The sequence below is a fragment of the Achromobacter denitrificans NBRC 15125 genome (assembly GCF_001571365.1).
GTDB classification, from domain to species: Bacteria; Pseudomonadota; Gammaproteobacteria; order Burkholderiales; family Burkholderiaceae_B; genus Achromobacter; species Achromobacter denitrificans.
Window position 1 is genome coordinate 19,045 of the sequence record NZ_BCTQ01000012.1, and the last position, 18,273, is coordinate 37,317.

15 protein-coding genes are annotated in these 18,273 nt (G+C 68.5%); 11 read left to right on the forward strand and 4 right to left on the reverse strand.

The genetic code is table 11. From position 1 onward, the window contains the following. Nucleotides 1-42: 42 nt before the first annotated feature. Both ADE01S_RS12120 and ADE01S_RS12125 read right to left on the reverse strand, forming a co-directional pair. A complete protein-coding gene (locus ADE01S_RS12120; RefSeq protein WP_062681950.1) occupies nt 43-528 on the reverse strand; it encodes a MarR family winged helix-turn-helix transcriptional regulator in 486 nt (161 codons plus the stop codon). Between the two features lie 31 nt (nt 529-559). Beyond that, nucleotides 560-1,444, reverse strand: a complete 885-nt coding sequence (locus ADE01S_RS12125; RefSeq protein WP_062681951.1) for a DMT family transporter — start codon at nt 1,442-1,444, stop codon at nt 560-562. Between the two features lie 59 nt (nt 1,445-1,503). Here ADE01S_RS12125 and ADE01S_RS12130 point away from each other — a divergent pair, with 59 nt between their 5' ends. The 10 genes from ADE01S_RS12130 to ADE01S_RS12175 all read left to right on the forward strand — a co-directional run bounded on the left by ADE01S_RS12130 (nt 1,504) and on the right by ADE01S_RS12175 (nt 10,853). Then, entirely contained in the window at nt 1,504-2,481 is a 978-nt protein-coding gene (locus tag ADE01S_RS12130) for a DMT family transporter (RefSeq protein WP_062681952.1), read from the forward strand. A 53-nt stretch (nt 2,482-2,534) separates the two neighbouring features. Beyond that, a complete protein-coding gene (locus ADE01S_RS12135) occupies nt 2,535-3,524 on the forward strand; it encodes a quinone oxidoreductase family protein (RefSeq protein ID WP_062681953.1) in 990 nt (329 codons plus the stop codon). 370 nt (nt 3,525-3,894) lie between these two features. Beyond that, on the forward strand, nt 3,895-5,406 hold the full coding sequence (gene styD, locus ADE01S_RS12140; RefSeq protein ID WP_062681954.1) for a phenylacetaldehyde dehydrogenase StyD: 1,512 nt from the start codon (nt 3,895-3,897) through the stop codon (nt 5,404-5,406). 70 nt (nt 5,407-5,476) lie between these two features. Beyond that, nucleotides 5,477-6,358 carry a transporter gene (locus ADE01S_RS12145; protein WP_062681955.1) on the forward strand — a complete coding sequence of 294 codons (882 nt, stop codon included), beginning with the start codon at nt 5,477-5,479 and terminating at the stop codon, nt 6,356-6,358. A 31-nt stretch (nt 6,359-6,389) separates the two neighbouring features. Next, nucleotides 6,390-7,580 (forward strand): amine dehydrogenase large subunit, encoded by a 1,191-nt coding sequence (locus tag ADE01S_RS12150; protein WP_062681956.1) that lies wholly within the window; start codon nt 6,390-6,392, stop codon nt 7,578-7,580. Further along, the gene (locus ADE01S_RS12155; protein ID WP_062681957.1) at nt 7,577-8,119 is read left to right on the forward strand and encodes a MauE/DoxX family redox-associated membrane protein; all 543 of its coding nucleotides are present in this window, start codon (nt 7,577-7,579) and stop codon (nt 8,117-8,119) included. The genes ADE01S_RS12150 and ADE01S_RS12155 overlap by 4 nt, the downstream gene beginning before the upstream one ends. An 11-nt stretch (nt 8,120-8,130) precedes the next feature. Beyond that, nucleotides 8,131-8,769 (forward strand): methylamine dehydrogenase accessory protein MauD, encoded by a 639-nt coding sequence (gene mauD / locus ADE01S_RS12160; protein WP_062681958.1) that lies wholly within the window; start codon nt 8,131-8,133, stop codon nt 8,767-8,769. Continuing rightward, nucleotides 8,753-9,268 (forward strand): methylamine dehydrogenase light chain, encoded by a 516-nt coding sequence (locus ADE01S_RS12165; RefSeq protein ID WP_062681959.1) that lies wholly within the window; start codon nt 8,753-8,755, stop codon nt 9,266-9,268. Before mauD ends, ADE01S_RS12165 begins: the two co-directional genes overlap by 17 nt. After that, nucleotides 9,265-9,819 carry a c-type cytochrome gene (locus ADE01S_RS12170; protein ID WP_062681960.1) on the forward strand — a complete coding sequence of 185 codons (555 nt, stop codon included), beginning with the start codon at nt 9,265-9,267 and terminating at the stop codon, nt 9,817-9,819. The genes ADE01S_RS12165 and ADE01S_RS12170 overlap by 4 nt, the downstream gene beginning before the upstream one ends. 80 nt (nt 9,820-9,899) lie before the next feature. Continuing rightward, nucleotides 9,900-10,853, forward strand: coding sequence for an AraC-like ligand-binding domain-containing protein (locus ADE01S_RS12175; RefSeq protein ID WP_062681961.1), 954 nt, complete (start codon nt 9,900-9,902; stop codon nt 10,851-10,853). 43 nt (nt 10,854-10,896) lie between these two features. On the opposite strand, the gene ADE01S_RS12180 is transcribed toward ADE01S_RS12175, so the two are convergent. Next, a complete protein-coding gene (locus tag ADE01S_RS12180) occupies nt 10,897-11,571 on the reverse strand; it encodes an epoxyqueuosine reductase QueH (RefSeq protein ID WP_062681962.1) in 675 nt (224 codons plus the stop codon). 88 nt (nt 11,572-11,659) lie between these two features. Continuing rightward, complete coding sequence (gene glnE / locus ADE01S_RS12185; protein WP_062681963.1) at nt 11,660-14,440, reverse strand: bifunctional [glutamate--ammonia ligase]-adenylyl-L-tyrosine phosphorylase/[glutamate--ammonia-ligase] adenylyltransferase; 2,781 nt, start codon at nt 14,438-14,440, stop codon at nt 11,660-11,662. A gap of 39 nt (nt 14,441-14,479) precedes the next feature. Between glnE and ADE01S_RS12190 the strand changes: the two genes are divergently transcribed. Continuing rightward, nucleotides 14,480-18,265, forward strand: coding sequence for a YhdP family protein (locus ADE01S_RS12190; protein ID WP_437340732.1), 3,786 nt, complete (start codon nt 14,480-14,482; stop codon nt 18,263-18,265). Nucleotides 18,266-18,273 lie beyond the last annotated feature (8 nt).

Sequence of the window (18,273 nt, forward strand, 5' to 3'; positions counted from 1 at the left end):
AAAACCCCATTCAATGGGGGCGGGGCGGTGGCGTAGCGAGCGTCAGGCGGAGCCGTTGGCGAGCATGCGGCGCAGCAAGTGCATGAGTTGGGAGACTTCGTCGGTCGAGAACCCGCGCAGATGGTGATTGAGCGAGCGGGCGATGTTCGCCGGGATTTCGCGGGCCTTGGCCTCGCCCAGTTCGGTGAGCTCGATCTTGACCACGCGGCGGTCTTCCTGGCTGCGGCTGCGGCGCAGCAGGCCCTTGGCCTCCAGCCGGTCCAGCGCGCGGGTCATGGCGCCCGTGTCCATGCCGTTGAGCCGCGCCAGTTCGGCCGGCGTATCGGCGCGGCCCAGGAAGACCATGGCGATGGGGCGCCATTGCATTGCGGTGAGGTCCAGCGGCGCCATTTCCTGGTCCAGCATCCGGTTCAGGGAGTTGTAGACCTGCTTGATCAGGAAACCGGCGTTGTCCTCCATCATGCAGCGGGCATCGTTGCGGTAATGGACGGGCGTATCGGGCGTAGAGGGGGGAGGCGCGGCATTCATGCGCCGAATTTTACTGCCTAGTCAGTTATTGTCAAGGCTGTATCTTCGTCGCCGGTTCGGCCGGCGGCTGCTTGCGCAGGCCCGACCAGACGATGGCCGCCACGATCAGGGCGGCGCCCGCCATCATGCGCGGCGTGGGCTCCTGGCTGAACAGGGCCCAGGCGAAGGCGATGGCGTAGACCGGCTCCAGCGCGATGACCAGCCCGGCGCTGCGGGCGTTGAGGCGGGTCAGGCTGGAGACGAACAGGTAATGGGACAGGCCCGTGCAGAAAATGCCCAGCAGCGCCAGCCAGAAGAGGTCCAGCGCCGGCAGGGCGGGCAGCTGGCCGGCGGCGAAGGGCAGCAGCAGGAGGGCGACGATCAGGTTCTGCCAGCACGCCACCTGCATCGGGTCCATGCCCGAGGCCGAACGCCGGTTGCTCAGCGCCAGCAGCGCGAAGGTCAGGCCCGACAGCAGGCCCCAGGCCAGGCCGATGGTGCCCTGGTCGGCCAGGTCGAAAGAGGGAGTGACGAGCACCAGGCCGGCCGTCACCAGCCCCAGCAGCAGCCATTCCGCCAGGCGGATGCGCTCGCGGAAGATCAGGCCCTCGAACAGGGTGATGAACGCGGGGAAGCTGGCGAAGCCCAGGGTCGCGATGGCGATGCCGCCGACCTTGACCGAAATGAAGAACGTAACCCAGTGCCCCGCCAGCAGGGCGCCCGCGATGACCAGCACGAAGAGCTGGGCGGGCGTCAGGGCGCCCAGCAGGGGCTTGCGGCGCATGCGGGCGAACAGCCCCAGCGAGATTACCGCGAAGACGGCGCGTCCCAGGGTGATCACGGCGGCGCTGGCCTGGATCAGTTCGCCGAATACGCCGGTCAGTCCGAAAAGTACGGCGGCGATGTGGATGTAGGTCAGGGCGCGATGTCGGGTCATGCGAGAAAGGCGTAGGGCGAAGCGTGCATTTATTTTTGCACTGAACATAAAATCATCGCATGAATCGCTACGCCGGGTTTTTGCCGCAATTCCGTCCGTCCAGCCGCGCGGCCGGTTTCCTCATGGCGACCTTGGGCGCGATCCTGTTTTCGGCCAAGGCCATCGTGGTCAAGTTCACGTACCGCTATGGCATCGACGCGGTCACGCTCATCGCCTTTCGCATGCTGTTCGCCATGCCGTTCTTCGCGGCCGTGGCCTGGCACCAGTCCCGCCGCGCCGCGCGCGGCGAAATCGTCACACTGACGCTCAAGGAGCGCCTGCAGGTCTGCGTGCTGGGGCTGCTGGGCTACTACCTGTCGAGCTTCCTGGACTTCCTGGGGCTGCGCTACGTCACCGCCAGCCTGGAACGGCTCATTCTCTTCCTGTCGCCCTCGCTCGTGGTGCTGCTGTCGGCCTTCTGGTTCAAGCGCCCGGTCGAGCGCCGCCAATGGATGGCCATGGTGCTGTCCTACGCCGGCGTGGTGCTGGTGTTCGCCCACGACCTGTCCTTCGGCGGAGGCGAGGTGCTGTTAGGGTCTTTATTCGTTTTCGGGTCCGCCGCAAGCTATTCTGTGTACCTGATCTGTTCAGGGGAGCTGATCAAGCGGATCGGCGCGACGCGCCTGGTGGCGTATGCCATGCTGGTGTCCTGCGTGGCCTGCATCATTCAGTTTTTCGTCGTGCATCCGCCGTCCATGCTCATCCAGCCCGCGGGGGTCTACGGATATTCCGTGATCCACGCCACGCTGAACACGGTGGTGCCGGTATTCATGCTGATGTGGGCGGTGGCGCTGATCGGCGCGCCCACCGCCTCGCTGCTGGGCATGATAGGGCCGGTGTCGGTGCTGTTTCTTGCTTCATGGTTCCTGCACGAGCCCATCACGGTGTGGCAGATGGCGGGGACCGCTTTGGTGCTGGCCGGCGTGTTCGCGCTGATGGGGGGCGGGGCCGCGAGGCCGGCGCCCGCCAGGCAGGGCGAGACGCGGCCGCCTCGTTGAATCCGCTAGTCCCGTTCAGTTCGCATTATTTCCATAGAAAAAAGGAGGCCAGCATGGCCAGCAATCTCGTCAAGGCAATTCGTATCGAGCAGCACGGTGGTCCCGAAGTCCTGAAGCTGGTCGAGGTGGAAGTGCCTCCGCCCGCCGCCAATGAAGTCACGATCCAGCAGCACGCCGCCGGCCTGAATTTCATCGATATCTATTTCCGCACGGGCTTGTATCCCCATCCGCTGCCGCATGGCCTGGGTTTCGAGGGCGCGGGCGTCGTGACCGCCGTGGGCGCCGACGTCAAGCACCTGAAGAAGGGCGACCGCGTCGCCTACGGCCAGAGCCCGATCGGCGCCTATGCCCAGGCGCGCAACGTGCCGGCCGCACAGGTCGTCAAGGTGCCCAAGGGCATCGGCTTCGACGAGGCCGCCGCGCTGATGCTCAAGGGCCTGACGGTGCAATACCTGTTCCGCCAGACCTATCGCCTGCAGGGCGGTGAGACCATTCTGTTCCACGCCGCCGCCGGCGGGGTGGGCCTGATCGCCTGCCAATGGGCCAAGGCGCTGGGCGTGAAGCTGATCGGCACGGTCTCCAGCCCCGAGAAGGCCGAGCTGGCCCGCGCCAACGGCGCCTGGGAAACCATCGACTACTCCCGTGAGAACGTGGCCGAGCGCGTGCTCGAACTGACCGGCGGCAAGAAGGTGCCGGTGGTGTACGACGGCGTGGGCAAGGACACCTGGGAAACCTCGCTGGACTGCATCGAGCCGCGCGGCCTGATGGTGAGCTTCGGCAATGCCTCGGGCCCGGTGGCCGGCGTCAACCTGGCGACGCTGAACCAGAAGGGCAGCCTGTACGTGACGCGCCCGTCGTTGGGCGTGCACGTGAACACGCTGGAAAAGCTGCAGGCCGCGTCCGAAGAACTGTTCGACCTGGTCCTGAAGAAGAAGATCAAGGTCCGCATCGACCAGCGCTATCCCCTGGCGCAGGCCGGCGAGGCGCAGACCGCGCTGGCTTCGCGCAAGACCACCGGCGCCACGGTGCTGATGCTGGACTGAGCGGCGCGAGGCGCGGCGCGCCCCGGAAACGGGCTGCGCACGGCCCGGCACGAACGCGCAGCCCGCGTCGCGCCGGGTTTTTTTTGCCTGGCGCGGCCGTGAGGAGCCTTTTCGCCGCCGGCCTGCCTTGGGCCGCCCCAAGGCGGGCCAGCCCCGCGGGGGGCAGCAAGCATGCGCAGCGTGGGGGCCGGCCCGCCGCCGGGCCGCCCCAAGGCGGGCCAGCCCCCGCGGGGGGCAGCAAGCATGCGCAGCATGCGCAGCGTGGGGGCTCACACCCATGCGCAGAATGACAAATCGCCATGCACGGTCCGACAAGCCAGCGGCGGATGCCGTTGCTATTCTGGCTCCGACCCTTACGTTGGAGTTCCGAATGCCTGCTGCAAGCGCTTCCCCCGCCGGCCATGCCGGGGCCGACCGCCCGGAACTGGGCGCCATCCGCGAATCCATGCTCATCGACGGCAAGCCGGTGCGCGAGGGAGAGGGCGAGCCCATCGCCGTGCACGATCCCGCCACCGGCGAGATCATCGCGCACCAGCCCGACGCGGGCCCCGCCCAGATCGACCTGGCCGTGCAGGCCGCCCGGCGGGCCTTCGATTCCGGCCCCTGGCGCGACATGCTGCCCGCCGGGCGTGAACGCCTCTTGTTGAAGCTGGCGGACCTGGTCGAGCAGCACGGCAATGAACTGGCCCGGCTGGAAACGCTGAACAACGGCAAGCTGCTGGGCGTGGCGCAGGGCCTGGAAGTGGGCTCCGGCGCGCAATGGCTGCGCTACATGGCGGGTTGGGCCACCAAGATCACCGGCGACACCTTGTCGCTGTCCATTCCGTTTCCGCCCGGCGTGCGCTACAGCGCCCAGACCCTGCCGCAGGCGGTGGGCGTGGTGGGGGCGATCATTCCCTGGAATTTCCCGCTGCTGATGGCGATCTGGAAGATCGCGCCGGCCCTGGCGGCCGGCTGCACCGTGGTGCTCAAGCCTGCCGAGGAAACGCCGCTGACCGCGCTGCGCCTGGCCGAGCTGGTGCTGGAGGCGGGCTTTCCGCCCGGCGTGGTCAACGTCGTGACGGGCCGCGGCGAGACGGCGGGCGCGGCGCTGGTGGCGCATCCTGGCGTCGACAAGATCGCGTTCACCGGCTCGACCGAGGTGGGCAAGCTGATCGGCCGCGCGGCCATGGACGACATGAAGCGGGTGTCGCTGGAACTGGGCGGCAAGTCTCCCGTGATCATCCTGGACGACTGCGACCTCGATCGCGCCGTGCAGGGGGCGGCGGCCGCGATCTTCTTCAACCAGGGGCAGGTGTGCACGGCGGGCTCGCGCCTGTACGTGCAGAAGACGCTGTATCCCAAGGTCGTGCAGGGCCTGGCCGACCTGGCCGCCGGCATGAAGCTGGGCTCGGGCTTCGACCCGGCCACGCAGATCGGTCCGCTGGTCTCCGCCCGCCACCGGCAGCGCGTCATGGACTACATCGGCATCGGGCAGGCCGAGGGCGGGCGCGTCCTGGCCGGCGGCGGCGCGGGCGAGGGGCCGGGCTATTTCGTGCAGCCCACGGTATTCGCCGATCTGCGGCCGGACGCGCGGATCGCGCGCGAGGAAATCTTCGGGCCCGTCGTCGTGGCCCAGCCCTTCGACACCCTGGACGACGCCGTGCGGCTGGCCAACGACAGCGCCTTCGGCCTGGGAGCCAGCCTGTGGAGCAACGATCTGGCCCGGGTCCAGCGCCTGATCCCGCGCATCGATGCCGGAACGGTCTGGGTGAACACGCACAACATGCTCGATCCCAACATGCCTTTCGGCGGGTTCAAGCAATCCGGCATCGGCCGCGAGCACGGCCGCGCCGTCCTGGACCTGTATCTGGAGAAGAAGTCCGTTTGCATCGCGTACTAGAACCGCGGCGGCGCGGACCCAAGCCGGGAGATACCGGCGGCCGCGTCGTCCCGACACCAAGGGGAAGAGCATGGCAGGGAAGACGGTTTGCCGGAACCGGAGACGCGCGGCGCTGCTGTTGGCATGCGCCGGCGCGACCCAGGCGGCATGGGCGGGAGACCCCAGCGCGCGCGACTGGATACCCGCGCCGGTCGGCACCAATCTGATCGCGGGGTATATGGCGGGGCTACGCTCGTCGGGGCTGTACTCCGAGGGCCGGCGGGTCGACGGCGCCTCGGTGGACGTGAACGCGCTGGTGTACCGCCAGATGCACTACCGCGATTTCTACGGCAAGACGGTGCAGCTCGAATTCATCGTGCCGATGTACCGGACCTCGCTGGACCTGCCCGGCGCGCCGGGCGACCACCAGACGGGCATCGGCGACGTGACCCTGGGGTCGGCGATCTGGCTCTACAACAACGAGCAGACCAAGACCTGGTTCGCCTGGGAGCCGTTCATCGTGGCGCCCGTGGGGCGCTACGACGGGTCGCGTCCGGATGTGTCGCCCGGCAAGAACCGCTGGTCCACCATCCAGGACTTTTCCTTCGTGAAGGGGATAGGCGAATCCACCTACCTCGAAGCCATCGCCGAAGTGGAGATCTACGGCCGCAATACCGATTGGTACGGGCAGACGCTGAAGAAGGATCCGTCGTTCCGCTTCTTCGCCCTGGCCTCGACCAACCTGACGCCCGACACCTACACGGGCGTGCGCTACCGCTACGAGACCGGCGGCCGGGAAACGTCCTCGGGCGAAACCGTGGCCACGAGCGCGCGCAACCACCAACTGGCGGTCGAACTCACGCACCAGATCAACGACGCCAACCAGATTCAGATGCAGTACATCCACGACCTGAAGGTCGAGAACGGGCCGCGCATGCGTGGCGTGCAGCTGCGCTACGTCTACGCGTTCTAGGAATTCGGATCATGAGACCAGGAGAATATCGATGAGTGCGCTTCGTGCCAGATCATGCGCATCGCGGGCCGGGCAATGGGCGCTGTGCGCCGCCCTGGCGGCCACGGCCGGCCTCGCCCGGGCGGACCTGCCCGTGGAGGAGCTCAAGGGCGGCACCCGCCTGCCGCCGGCCACGCCCCACCGGCTGTACGTGATGGACGCCGTCTTCAATCACCTGGTGGACAGCCGCGTCAACATCTACGACGGCGACACCATGAAGTTCCTGGGCCTCGTGCCCGCGTCGTTCAACGGCCACATGACGGTATCGGCGGACGGCAAGGACATCTACGTGATGACGACCTACTACGAGCGGCTCAACCGCGGCAAGCGGACCGACCTGATCGAAGCCTGGGACGCCGAGACGCTGACGCCCAAGTACGAGGTGCCGATTCCAAAGAAGCGCGCGCAGGCGCTGAACTACCGCAACTACCTGCAGCAGAGCACCGACGGCGGCTTGTTGTTCGTGCAGAACGCGACGCCGGCGTCCTCGGTCACGGTGGTGGACCTGAAGGCGCGGCAGTTCACGGACGAAGTCACGGCCGCCGCGGGGTGCTGGAGCATCATCGTCCTGCCTTCGCGTCCGCGCAGCTTCGCCAGCATCTGCGGCGACGGCGCGCTGCTGACGGTCGACCTGGACGCGGCCGGCAAGCCCTCGGGGCAGCAGCGCAGCCAGCCCATGTTCGATCCGGAAAAGGATCCGGTCTTCACCCATACCGAGAACCTCGGCAACACCTTCTATTTCGTTTCCTACAACGGCAACGTGTACAGCGCGGACTTCAGCGGGCCGCAGGCCGCCTTTGGCCAGCGCTGGTCCCTGCTGGACGCTTCGGGCAAGGACCAGGGCTGGCGGCCCGGCGGCTACAACCTGCTGGCCGTGAACCAGGCGACGAAACGACTCTACGTCGGCATGCATCCGGACGGCGCCGAAGGCACGCACAAGACGCCCGCGGCCGAGATCTGGGTCTACGACCTGGCAACGCACAAGCGGGTGGCGCGCGTGCCGGGCAGGAACGCGCTGTCGATGTCGGTGTCGCAGGACGACCAGCCGCGCCTCTATACCCTGGACGGCGGCAACGTGAACATCTACGACGCCGCGCCGGCCGCGCCCGTCCTCATGGGCACGATCGAGGGCGCGGGCGAGACCGCGCTGCAGGTCGAACCGCAACCGCGAGGCGCGCGATGAACGATCCCGTCCTGCTCTACGCCGCGAGCGCGGCGCTGGCCTGCGTGCTGCTCCTGGGCGCGCTGGAGAAGCTCAGGGACATGGCCGGGTTCGCCGCGGCCGTGTCGGCCTATCGGCTGCTGCCCGAGGGCTGGAGCCGCGCTTTCGCGTGGACCTACGCCCTGGCCGAAACGGCGGCCGGCGTCCTGCTGCTGGCGCCGTCGAGCCAGCCGGAGGGCGCGGCGCTGGCCCTGCTGCTGCTGGCGGCGGCCACGGCGGCGCTGGCCTTCAACCTGCTGCGCGGCCATCGCGACATCGATTGCGGCTGCGGCGGCGCCGGCCGCCGCGGGCAGGGCGCGGGGCTGTCGTGGTGGCTGGTGCTGCGCAATGCGGTCCTGGCGCTGTGGGCGGCGCCCGCGCTCCTGGCCGTCGCGGACGGCTCGCGCGGCCTGCAATGGGTGGACGCCGCCGCCGTCTTCGGCCTGGCGATGTCGGCCGTGGGCCTGTACTTCACCGCCAATCACCTCTTGGCCTCGCATCTCAAGCTGCGGAATCTTTGAAGGAGTTTCACATGGATGCCTTGATCATTTCCAACTTCCTGCTGTGGGGCGTGGTGCTCTGCCTGGTGCTGGTCATCCTGGCGCTGTCCCGGCAGATCGGCGTGCTGTATGAACGCGTGGCGCCGATGGGCGCGCTGACGATGGACAAAGGCCCGGGCGTGGGCGAGCCCGCGCCGCGCTTCGAGCTCGCCGATCTGCTGGGCCGCCGCATCGCGGTGGGCGAACGCGGGCAACACAGCCAGCTGCTGTTCTTTCTTTCGCCGACCTGCCCGGTCTGCAAGAAGTTGCTGCCCATCCTGAAGTCGGTGGCCAGCACCGAGAGCGCCTGGCTGCGCATCGTCCTGGCCAGCGACGGCGAAATGCCGGAGCACCTGGCGTTCTACAAGCAGGCCGGACTCGAACGCTTCCCCTACCTGCTGTCGGCCGAGCTGGGCATGAAGTTCCAGATCAGCAAGCTTCCCTACGCGGTGCTGATCGACGAAAACGGGACCTTGCGCGCGAAGGGCCTGATCAATTCCCGCGAACAGCTCGAAAGCCTGTTCACGGCCAAGGAACTGGGCGTGGCGTCGGTGCAGGAATTCCTGGCCGCCGGCACGCTGGAAGAAACCCGGATTTCCCGCAAGGAGAGCGGCAATGCACTGGCTGGATAAACTTGGAGAGCGCGCCACGCGCTCCGTCGCGCACGCCACTTCCCGGCGCAGCGTGCTCAACCGCATCGGCAAGGCGCTGGTCGGAACCGCTTTCCTGATGCCGGTGCTGCCCGTGGCCCGCTCGGCGCCGGCCGACGCCAAGAAGCCGCAGATGGACGATACCGCCTGCGACTACTGGCGCTATTGCGCGGTGGACGGCTTCCTGTGTTCCTGCTGCGGAGGCAGTATGACGTCCTGCCCCCCGGGCACCTCGCCGTCGGCGGTGTCGTGGGTGGGGACCTGCCACAATCCGCTGGACGGCAAGGACTACCTCATCAGCTACAACGATTGTTGCGGCAAGGCGGCCTGCGGCAAGTGCATGTGCGCGGCCGCCGAGCGCGAGCGCCCGGGCTACCAGATGTTCCTGCACAACGACGTGAACTGGTGCATGTCCAACGAATCCTCCATCTTCCATTGCACGACCTCGGTGATCGTGGGCCTGGCCAAGCCGAAGCCATGAAGCCGGGCATGGGGCGGCCGGGGCGGGGATGGGGGCGGCATTGCGTCGCCGCCATCCTGCTCTGCGCGGCGCGCGCCGCCGCGGGCGAAGGCGGGGCGGTCCAAACCGCCGCGGCCCAGGCCGGGGCGGACCCGGCGGAGGCGCAGCGATTGCGGCAGGGCGTGCGCGCCGACTACGTCCTGCAGTGCGCGGGCTGCCATCGCGTGGACGGACGCGGCAGCAGCCGCCACGGCATCCCGGATTTCCGCGACTCGGTCGGCGCGTTCGTGCACATGCCGGCGGGCCGCGAATACCTGATCCGCGTGCCCGGCGCGGCGCAGTCCCAGCTGAACGACGCGGAGCTCGCAGCCGTGCTGAACTGGGTGCTGGAGGAATTCAGCCCCGCGCAACTGCCCGCGGATTTCCGCCCCTACGGCGAGGAAGAGGTCGCCGAGGCGAGGCGGCGCCGCTACGAGGATGTCGTGCCGGTGCGCCACGCGTTGGCGAAGGCCCTGGCGCAGCGGGGCTTCCCCCTGGCCGAATATTCCTACGGCAGCGACCGAAAACCCTAGCGGGCCGGCAACTTAGGGGTTGTTACCGATACTCCCTCCCGTCGGCCGATGCTAGAAAGAGGCAGCATTCCGGAGTCGTCATGTCCCAAACCCTTTTGCGCAGCGCGCCCAGGCATTTCCTGGATTGCGCCAGCTGGCAGGAAAGTGTCAGCGATACCTTCGTCCCCCTGGAAGTGTCCGCCGTGTTTCCCGCGCGTTTCCGCAATAGCGTGGCGGTGGACTCCCTGGGCTGGATGCAGGTCAGCGAGCTGCGCAGCAGCGCGCAACGCGTGCGCCGCAGCAAGCTGCAGGCCGACCAGTCCGTGGCGGCGGGCTACAAGGTGACGCTGCAGTTGTCGGGCCGCAGCGAAATCCGCCAGGCCAGGCGCGGCGCGCTGCTGATGCCCGGCGAATGGGGCATCTACGACACGACCCGTCCGTACGAGGTCGATGTGGACGAGGGCGCGCATTTCCTGGTGATGCAAGTGCCGGGCAAGCACGTCGACGCCTGGCAACCGTTCATGCAGAACGCCGTGGCGCGCCGCTTCAGCGCCCGTCAGGGCTGCGGCCGCATGGCCATGGACTTGCTGCGGGTGGCGCTGAACGAACATGCGCACTTATCGGAGAGCGCGTCGCGCGATGCCGCCAACGCGGTATTGCAGATGATGGGGCTGGACATCAGCGAACAGGCCGGCGCGCTGGCCGAGCAGGACCAGGCCGAACTGCGGCTGGCGCAATTGCGCCGGGTGCAGCAGCACCTCCTCGAAAACCTGCATGACCCGGCCTTGTCGCCCGCCAGCGCGGCCGCGGCCTTCCGGGTGTCGCGGCGCTACCTGTACAACCTCTTCGCGCTGGCCTCCACCACGCCCGCCGATTTCATCCTCAGCGCGCGGCTGGAACGTTGCCGGGACACGCTGTGCGATGCGGCCCAGGCGGCCCGGCCGATCGGCGACATCGCCTACCGCTTCGGCTTTTCGGACGCGGCGCGCTTCAGCCACGCGTTCCGCAAGCGCTTCGGCGTGTCGCCCTCCGAATACCGGCGCCAGGAACGCTAGCGCCCGCGCAGCGCGGCTGGCGCAGCCGGTAGCCCTGCGCGGATCAGAGCGTTTCGTCGTTGATCAGGTCTTCCTTGCCGTAGAACTTCACGCCGATGTGGATGCGCTCGCGGCCCTGCGAACGGCGGTGGCGGTTGGTATCGCGCAGCGAATACACGCAACCGCAGTATTCCTGCTGGTAGAAGTTCTCGCGCTTGCTGATTTCGATCATGCGCGCCGAACCGCCGCCCTTGCGCCAGTTGTAGGTCCAGTAGACCAGGTCGTCGTAGCGCGCCGCGGCGCGCTCGCCGCAGCCGTTGATCTGGTTCATGTCCTTCCAGCGCGAGATGCCCAGGGAGCTCGTGATGGTGTCGAAGCCATGTTCGTGCGCGTAGAGGGCCGTGCGTTCGAACCGCATGTCGAAGCAGACCGTGCAGCGCTCGCCGCGTTCGGGCGAGTCTTCCAGGCCCTTGACGCGATCGAACCAGTTGTCCATGTCGTAGTCGGCGTCGATGAACTCGATGCCGTGCTGTTCGGCGAAGCGGATGTTCTCCTGCTTGCGGATTTCGTACTCTTTGACCGGATGGATGTTCGGGTTGTAGAAGTAAATCGCGTAGTCGATGCCCGAGGCCGTCATGGCTTCCATGACTTCGCCGGAACAGGGCGCGCAGCACGAATGCAGCAGCACCTTGCTGCGGCCGGCGGGCAGGTCGAGTTGGGGGCGCACGAGATCGGACATAGCTTGCGAACGGAAAATAGCGGAAAACTCCTTATTTTACGACGAGTTGCCGCAAGCGCGGCGGGGCGGCGCCCCGCCCGGGGACGGGTCACCCCAGCACCGCTGCCCAGAGTTCGTCCACGGCGGCGCGTTCCTGCTGCAATTGCTCGGGCGGCACGCGCGCCTTTTCCACGCCCTGCAGGCGCAATTGGTGCTGGACGCGACGCAGCGTGCGGTAGGCGTCGCCGGCGCGGGAGGCGAGTTCCGGCGCGATCAGGCCCGCCTCGCCCGCCAGGCGCAGCAGCGCGATGTTGCCCAGGTTGCGCACCAGCTGCGGATGCGTGCCCGCATGGCTAAGCACCAGGTACTGGGTAACGAACTCCACGTCGACCATGCCGCCCCGGTCATGCTTCAGATCGAACATGGGGCTGTTGTTGGGGTGGCCCGCGTTGATTTTCTCCCGCATCGCCAGCACTTCCTCGCGCAGCGCCGCCGCGTCGCGCGGCAGCACCAGGATGTCCTCGCGGATCCGTTCGAAGCGTTCGCCGATGCCCGCGTCGCCGGCCGCATGGCGCGCCCGGGTCAGCGCCTGGTGCTCCCAGGCCCAGGCATGCTTGTGCTGGTATTGCTCGAACGCTTCCACGGATACCGCCAACAGGCCGGCGTCGCCGTCCGGCCGCAGGCGCAGGTCCACTTCGTACAGGCGGCCCGAGGAGGTCATGGTGGATAGCCACGACGTCATGCGCCGGCCCAGCTTGGCATAGACCTCGGCGGCGTCCTCGCGCGGATCGTCGAACAGGAACACCAGGTCCAGGTCCGAGGCGTAGCCGAGTTCCTTGCCGCCCAGCTTGCCGTAGGCGATGACGGCGAAGCGGGGCGGGGCGCCCTCCTTGCGGTTCACCAGCGGCCAGGCGCGGCGGATGGTTTCGTTCAGCAGCAGGTCCGCCAGCGCGGACAACTGGTCCGCCAGCTTTTCCACGGTGAGCTCGCCCTCCAGATCCTGCGCCAGCAACTGGAAGCTGGCCTGGCGCTGCACGTCGCGCATCAGGTTCATCTGCCGCTCGATGTCGGGGTCGCCGTCGGGCAGCCGGCAGGCGTCGAGGTCGGCGGCCAGCTGGCGCGCGATCTGGGTGAAGTCCAGCGGTTCGAACAGCGTGCGCCAGTCGATCAGGCTGTCCAGCAGCAGGGGATGTTGCGTCAGGTACTGGGCTGCCCAGGGGCTGGCCGCGACCATGCGGGCCACGCGGGCCAGCGTGTCCGGATACTCGGCCAGCAGGGCCAGGTAGGCGCTGCGCTGCGCGATTTTTTCGATCAGGTCGAACAGGCGCACGGTGGCGTCCAGCGGCGCCGGCGTCTGGATGGCGGCGCGCAGGGCGGCGGGCAGCAGGGCGTCCATCCGCTTGCGGCTGCTTTCGGGCAGGCTGCGAATGCGATGGCTGTTGAGCAGCGTTTCAGTGCGGCGCAGCAGGTCCTGCGCCGATTCGCCGAACGCCTGCCGGATCTGTTCGGCCAGCTCGCAGTTGTCATCGATGTCGTCCAGGCAGGCGGCGGTTTCGGCCGTCCCCGGCGCCGGCGGCTGTTCCTCGGTTTCGCCCATGCCCATGATGCGGAACACGTTGCGGAAGGTCTGCGAGACGAACTCGCGGTGCGCGGCCAGCGTGCTTTCGAAGTCCGCGGGGCTCATGCCCATCGCCGCGGCCAGGGCGGCGCGCTGCACCGGGTCGCCGGGCAGCAGGTGGGTCTGGGCGTCCTCGCGGTATTGCAGCGCGTGCTCGGTGCGGCGCAGGTAGCGATAGGCTTCCTCCAGGCGGCGCGCGTCTTCCTCGGGCATCAGGCCCGCCACGCGTTCCGCGTGCAGCGCTTCGAGCAGGCCGCGCTTCTGCAGCGCCGGCATGCGGCCGCCGCGGATCAACTGCGCCACCTGCACCACGAATTCGATCTCGCGGATGCCGCCATCGCCCAGCTTGATGTTGTTCGCGCTGTCGATGCCGCTGCGCGCATGGGCACGCCGCTGCCAGTCCTGGCGGATGCGCTCGCGCAAGGCGCGCAGCGCGGCCAGCGCATCGAAATCGAAATACTTGCGGTAGACGAAGGGTACGCGCAGGCTCTCCAGCTGGCGCGCCTGGGCGGCGCTGTCGCTGCCTTCGAACGCCTGGGCCGGCATCAGCCGCGCCTTGAGCCAGGCGTAGCGTTCCCATTCGCGGCCCTGGCCGATCAGGTAGTGTTCCAGCGCGTCCAGGCTCCAGGCCAGGGGGCCGGAGTCGCCGTCGGGGCGCAGGCGCAGGTCCGTCCGGAAGACCTGCCCGTTGGCGTCCACCTCCGACAGCACGGGCATCATCCGCCGCGTCAGGCGGCCGTAGAACTCGTGATGGCTGATGCGGCGCGGGCCGTCGGTCTCGCCTTCCTCGCCGTACAGCATGATCAGGTCGATGTCTGAGGACACGTTCAGCTCGCATCCGCCGAGCTTGCCCATGCCGACGATCAGCATTTCCTGCGGCTTGCCGGTGGCGGGGTCGCGCGGCACGCCGTGAACCGCGGCCAGGTCGGCGGCCACGCTGCGGTAGGCGGCTGCCACCGCGGTATCGGCCAGCGCGGTCATGGCGCCCACCACTTCCTCCAGCGGCGCCTGGCCCGCCAGGTCGCGCACGATGAGCACATTGAAGACGCGTTCGCGCAATCTGCGCAGCACCATGCGGCAGGCGTCCACCGGCAGGACGGCGGGCGCGTCCGGACCGGCCAGCTCGGACTGCCATCCGGCGATGCGGGCGGGCGTGACCGGCTGGAGCACGGCCTGTTCGAGCCAGGCGGCCAGATCGGGGTGGGCGTCCAGTCGGCGGCGCAGGTGGCCGGACCAGGCGAGGGCGGGGGCGAGCAGGGGAGGCGTGGACATGGCGAAAGGGGCGGCGGAATGGGCGCGTTTCAGGTATAAGTGGGGACGATACCGCAAGACAATTCTCCTGCCCACCGATCCGTGTCAGTTTCAAACAAGGCCCCCACACCGGGCCCGCAATCCGGGCCCGCCGCCCCCAATGGGGGCCGCTCGTCCTGGGGCGGCCCGGCAGCGAGAAAAGCGTGCTGTTGGCTATTCTGGGCCGTGCTGGCCATTTATGTCGTCGTGGCCGTCGGCGTGCTGGGCGTGCGGTACTGGGTGCTTCCCAGAATAGACCAATGGCGGCCCGAGATAGAAGCCTACGCCGGCCGCGCCCTGGGCTCGCGGGTCGAGATCGGCGCCATCCAGGCGAACTGGCGAGGCTTGAATCCCCGGCTGGACCTGTCCTCGGTCCAGGTCTACGACGACGAAGTGGCGCCGGTGCTGACTTTACCGTCCGTGTCCGCGGTGCTGGGCTGGCGCAGCATCCTGGCGCTGGCGCCGACGCTGGTGAGCCTGCAGGTCGAGCGGCCCGAAATCACGTTGCGGCGCGACGCGTCCAATCACCTGTGGGTAGCGGGGCAGGACATCGATCTGAACGCCAGCGACCGCGAATCGGACCTGGACCATCCCGCCCTGCGCTGGCTTGCCGCGCAGCGGGAGCTGCGGATCGGCGACGCCACCATCCGCTGGCAGGATGAATTGCGCCAGGCGCCCGAATTGACGCTTTCCGGCGTCGACTTCCTGGCGCGCAATGGCGCGCTGTCGCACCGTTTCGTGGTCCGGGCGGCCGCCGGCGACGCGCTGGCGCGCAATGTCGAACTGCGCGGCGAATTCAACCGCAGTCTATTCGCCGTCAATGCCGCGAATCCCGGCAGCTGGAGCGGCCAGCTGTATGCCCAGGTGGACGATGCGGAACCGCAGGCCTGGGCGCCGTGGTTCGATCTCCCCCCGGTGGCGGGCCGCATCAGCACGCGCGCCTGGCTGCAACTGGAACGCGGCAAATTCACCGAGCTGACCGCGGACGCCGCGGTCCGGGGCGCGCGCTGGAGCGCCGCAGCGGACGGCCCCGGTTTCCAGGCCGGCTACGCGCAAGCCCGCATCCACGGCCTGCCCGGCGATTTCGTGCAGCTCGACGGCGTGCCGCTGGCGCGCAGTCCGGGCGCCGCCGACGTGTCGGTCAGCGCAAAGGCCGAACGGCTGGCCGTGACGCTGCCGGGCGTGTTCGCGGACCCCACGCTCAAGGCGCGCAATATCGCGCTGGACGCCAGCATCAAGGGGCCGGACGCGGAGCACTGGTTCGTGGACGTCGCCCAGCTGCAACTGACCAACGACGACATCGACGCGCGCCTCCAGGGCCAGTGGCGGCGCGAAGGCAAGACGGCCGCGGGCAGCGTCGACATGCGCGGCACGATGGTGCGCGGCGCCATGCCCGCCATTCACCGCTACCTGCCGCTGGAGGTCAACGCCGACGCGCGCGAATGGCTGGCGACCGGCCTGCCCGCCGGCGAAATGCAATCCGCCGCCATCACGCTCAAGGGCGACCTGGACGATTTCCCCTACGCCAACCCCGCCTCCCAGGGCGAATTCGTCATCGCGGGCGCCTTTGCCGGCGCCAAGGTCGACTACGCGCCGGCGCGCGCGCATCGCAAGGGCTGGCCGATGCTGGAGAACCTGTCCGGCAACTTCCGCATCGACAAGGTCAGCCTGGCGCTGGACAGCGCCGGCGGCGCGGTGGCCCATGTGGGATCGGGCCAGACCGTGACGCTGGGCGCGGTTTCCGCCACCATTCCCAACATGGAGGAGAACTCCGAGTTGCTGCTGACCGGCGACACCTCGGGGTCGGTGCCGGCCTACCTGGCGCTCGCGGCGAATTCGCCGTTGGGCGAACTGCTGGACGGCGCGCTGGAAGAAGCCCGCGGGACGGGCGACTGGCGGGTGGGGCTGAAGCTGAAGGTGCCGTTGCTGAACACCGACGACACGCAGGTCCAGGGGCGCATCCAGTTCGCGGACAACAGTTTCACGTTCATGCCGGAAATGCCCCTGCTCAGCCAGATGCACGGGGACCTGGAATTTTCGGAGAAGGGCGTCGAGACCAAGGAAATCCGGGCCCAGTTCCTGGGCGGCCCCGCCCGGATCTTCGGCCGGCTGACCCAGGGGTCGGACGCGCTGCGTTTCGACGGCACGCTGGCCGGCTCGTCCCTGACTCAGCTGAGCAATACGCCGTCGATGTCGCGCTTTTCGGGCAAGGCGGCCTACAAGGGCAAGGTGGGCTACCAGCGGGGTGGGGCGGTGGATATCTCAGTCGAATCCGACCTGGTGGGGATGGCGATCGACATGCCCGCCCCGGTGGGCAAGCCGGCCCAGTCGTCGCAACTGCTGAAAGTGCAATGGTCGCCCGCCCAGGATCGGGGCGCGCAGAACCGGCGCTGGCTCACCGCCAGCCTGGGGGACGGAATCAACGCGCTGTTCGAGCGCGCGCCGTCCGAGGGCCTGCCGTCCTATTTCACGCGCGGCGCGCTGGGCATCGGCCGCCCGGCCAGCCTGCCGGAGCGGGGCCTGAGCCTGAACGCCAGCCTGCCGGAACTGGACATGGACGCGTGGGAAAAAGTGTCCGACGGCTTCAGTCCGGCCGCCGGCAAGGGCGGGGCGAAGGGCAAGACGGCCGCGCGGCCCATGCTGCCCGAACCCGAGCGCATCAGCCTGGCGGCCGAGGTGCTGCGCACCGGCGGCTATACCCTGAACGACCTGACCCTCTACGCCACGCGGCCCGGGCCGGCGCAGTGGCGCGTGGACCTGCAGTCCCGCCAGGCCGCGGGCTCGCTGGAATGGCGCGAGGCCTCGGGGGCCATCGCCGGGCGGATCACGGCGCGCCTGAAACACCTGTCCCTGGGCGGCGAGGGCGACACCAACCAGGCGGACGAGGCCCTCTCGTCCGGCAACGATCTGTCGGACATCCCCGCGATAGACCTGCAGGCCAAGGAATTCCGGCTGTACGGCAAGAACCTGGGCGAATTGCAGGTGGTGGGCACCAACCTGGAGCGCGGCCGCCAATGGCGGCTGGACAAGCTTTCCATCGCCAACGAGGCGGCCTCCCTGAACGCCACCGGCAACTGGCGGCTGGAAGGCGCGGACCGGGGGCTCACGGTGGACGCGTCGGTGAAGTACGAGGACGTGGGCAAGTTCATGGACCGCATCGGCTTCGAGAAGGTGGTTTCCGGCGGGCAGGGCTCGATGACGGGCAAGGCCACCTGGCGCAACCTCCCCTGGACGCACAAGATCGAAGACCTGACGGGCGAAGTCGACGTCAGCCTGGACAAGGGCCGCTTCATGCACGTGAACTCCCGCACCGCGCGGCTGCTGGAACTGCTGTCCCTGCAATCGCTGCAGCGGCTGGCGCGGCTGGACGTGAACCCGAGCAACCTGCTGCGAGACGGATTCCCCTTCGATACCATCCGCGGCCGCGTGAACGTGGCGGGCGGCGTGGCGTCCACCGAAGGCTACAAGATCAATGGGCCCGTGGCCGCCATCGTGCTGGCGGGGGGCGTCAACATCATCCGCGAACGCTGGGACCTGAAGGCGGTGGTGATTCCCAACCTGGACGCCAGCGGCGCGGCCATGGTGACGGCGCTGGCCGTCAACCCGCTCATCGGCCTGGGCGCATTCGTGACGCAGTGGCTGCTGAAGCAGCCGCTGGCGCGCGCCATGACCATGGAATACGCCGTGACGGGCAGTTGGGACGATCCCAAGATCGAGCCGATCGACGCCGCGGGCAAGTCCGTGGCGGACAAGCAGACCAAGCGTCCCGAGACGCCGGGCCGGCTGGAGGACTTTCTGGGTAATTGAGCCGTCGG

Excerpts from the sequence above, each read along its gene's own strand:
- ADE01S_RS12120 (WP_062681950.1), bottom strand. The coding sequence starts at position 528 with ATGAATGCCGCGCCTCCCCCCTCTACGCCCGATACGCCCGTCCATTAC.
- ADE01S_RS12125 (WP_062681951.1), bottom strand. The coding sequence starts at position 1,444 with ATGACCCGACATCGCGCCCTGACCTACATCCACATCGCCGCCGTACTT.
- ADE01S_RS12130 (WP_062681952.1), top strand. The coding sequence starts at position 1,504 with ATGAATCGCTACGCCGGGTTTTTGCCGCAATTCCGTCCGTCCAGCCGC.
- ADE01S_RS12135 (WP_062681953.1), top strand. The coding sequence starts at position 2,535 with ATGGCCAGCAATCTCGTCAAGGCAATTCGTATCGAGCAGCACGGTGGT.
- styD (WP_062681954.1), top strand. The coding sequence starts at position 3,895 with ATGCCTGCTGCAAGCGCTTCCCCCGCCGGCCATGCCGGGGCCGACCGC.
- ADE01S_RS12145 (WP_062681955.1), top strand. The coding sequence starts at position 5,477 with ATGGCAGGGAAGACGGTTTGCCGGAACCGGAGACGCGCGGCGCTGCTG.
- ADE01S_RS12150 (WP_062681956.1), top strand. The coding sequence starts at position 6,390 with ATGAGTGCGCTTCGTGCCAGATCATGCGCATCGCGGGCCGGGCAATGG.
- ADE01S_RS12155 (WP_062681957.1), top strand. The coding sequence starts at position 7,577 with ATGAACGATCCCGTCCTGCTCTACGCCGCGAGCGCGGCGCTGGCCTGC.
- mauD (WP_062681958.1), top strand. The coding sequence starts at position 8,131 with ATGGATGCCTTGATCATTTCCAACTTCCTGCTGTGGGGCGTGGTGCTC.
- ADE01S_RS12165 (WP_062681959.1), top strand. The coding sequence starts at position 8,753 with ATGCACTGGCTGGATAAACTTGGAGAGCGCGCCACGCGCTCCGTCGCG.
- ADE01S_RS12170 (WP_062681960.1), top strand. The coding sequence starts at position 9,265 with ATGAAGCCGGGCATGGGGCGGCCGGGGCGGGGATGGGGGCGGCATTGC.
- ADE01S_RS12175 (WP_062681961.1), top strand. The coding sequence starts at position 9,900 with ATGTCCCAAACCCTTTTGCGCAGCGCGCCCAGGCATTTCCTGGATTGC.
- ADE01S_RS12180 (WP_062681962.1), bottom strand. The coding sequence starts at position 11,571 with ATGTCCGATCTCGTGCGCCCCCAACTCGACCTGCCCGCCGGCCGCAGC.
- glnE (WP_062681963.1), bottom strand. The coding sequence starts at position 14,440 with ATGTCCACGCCTCCCCTGCTCGCCCCCGCCCTCGCCTGGTCCGGCCAC.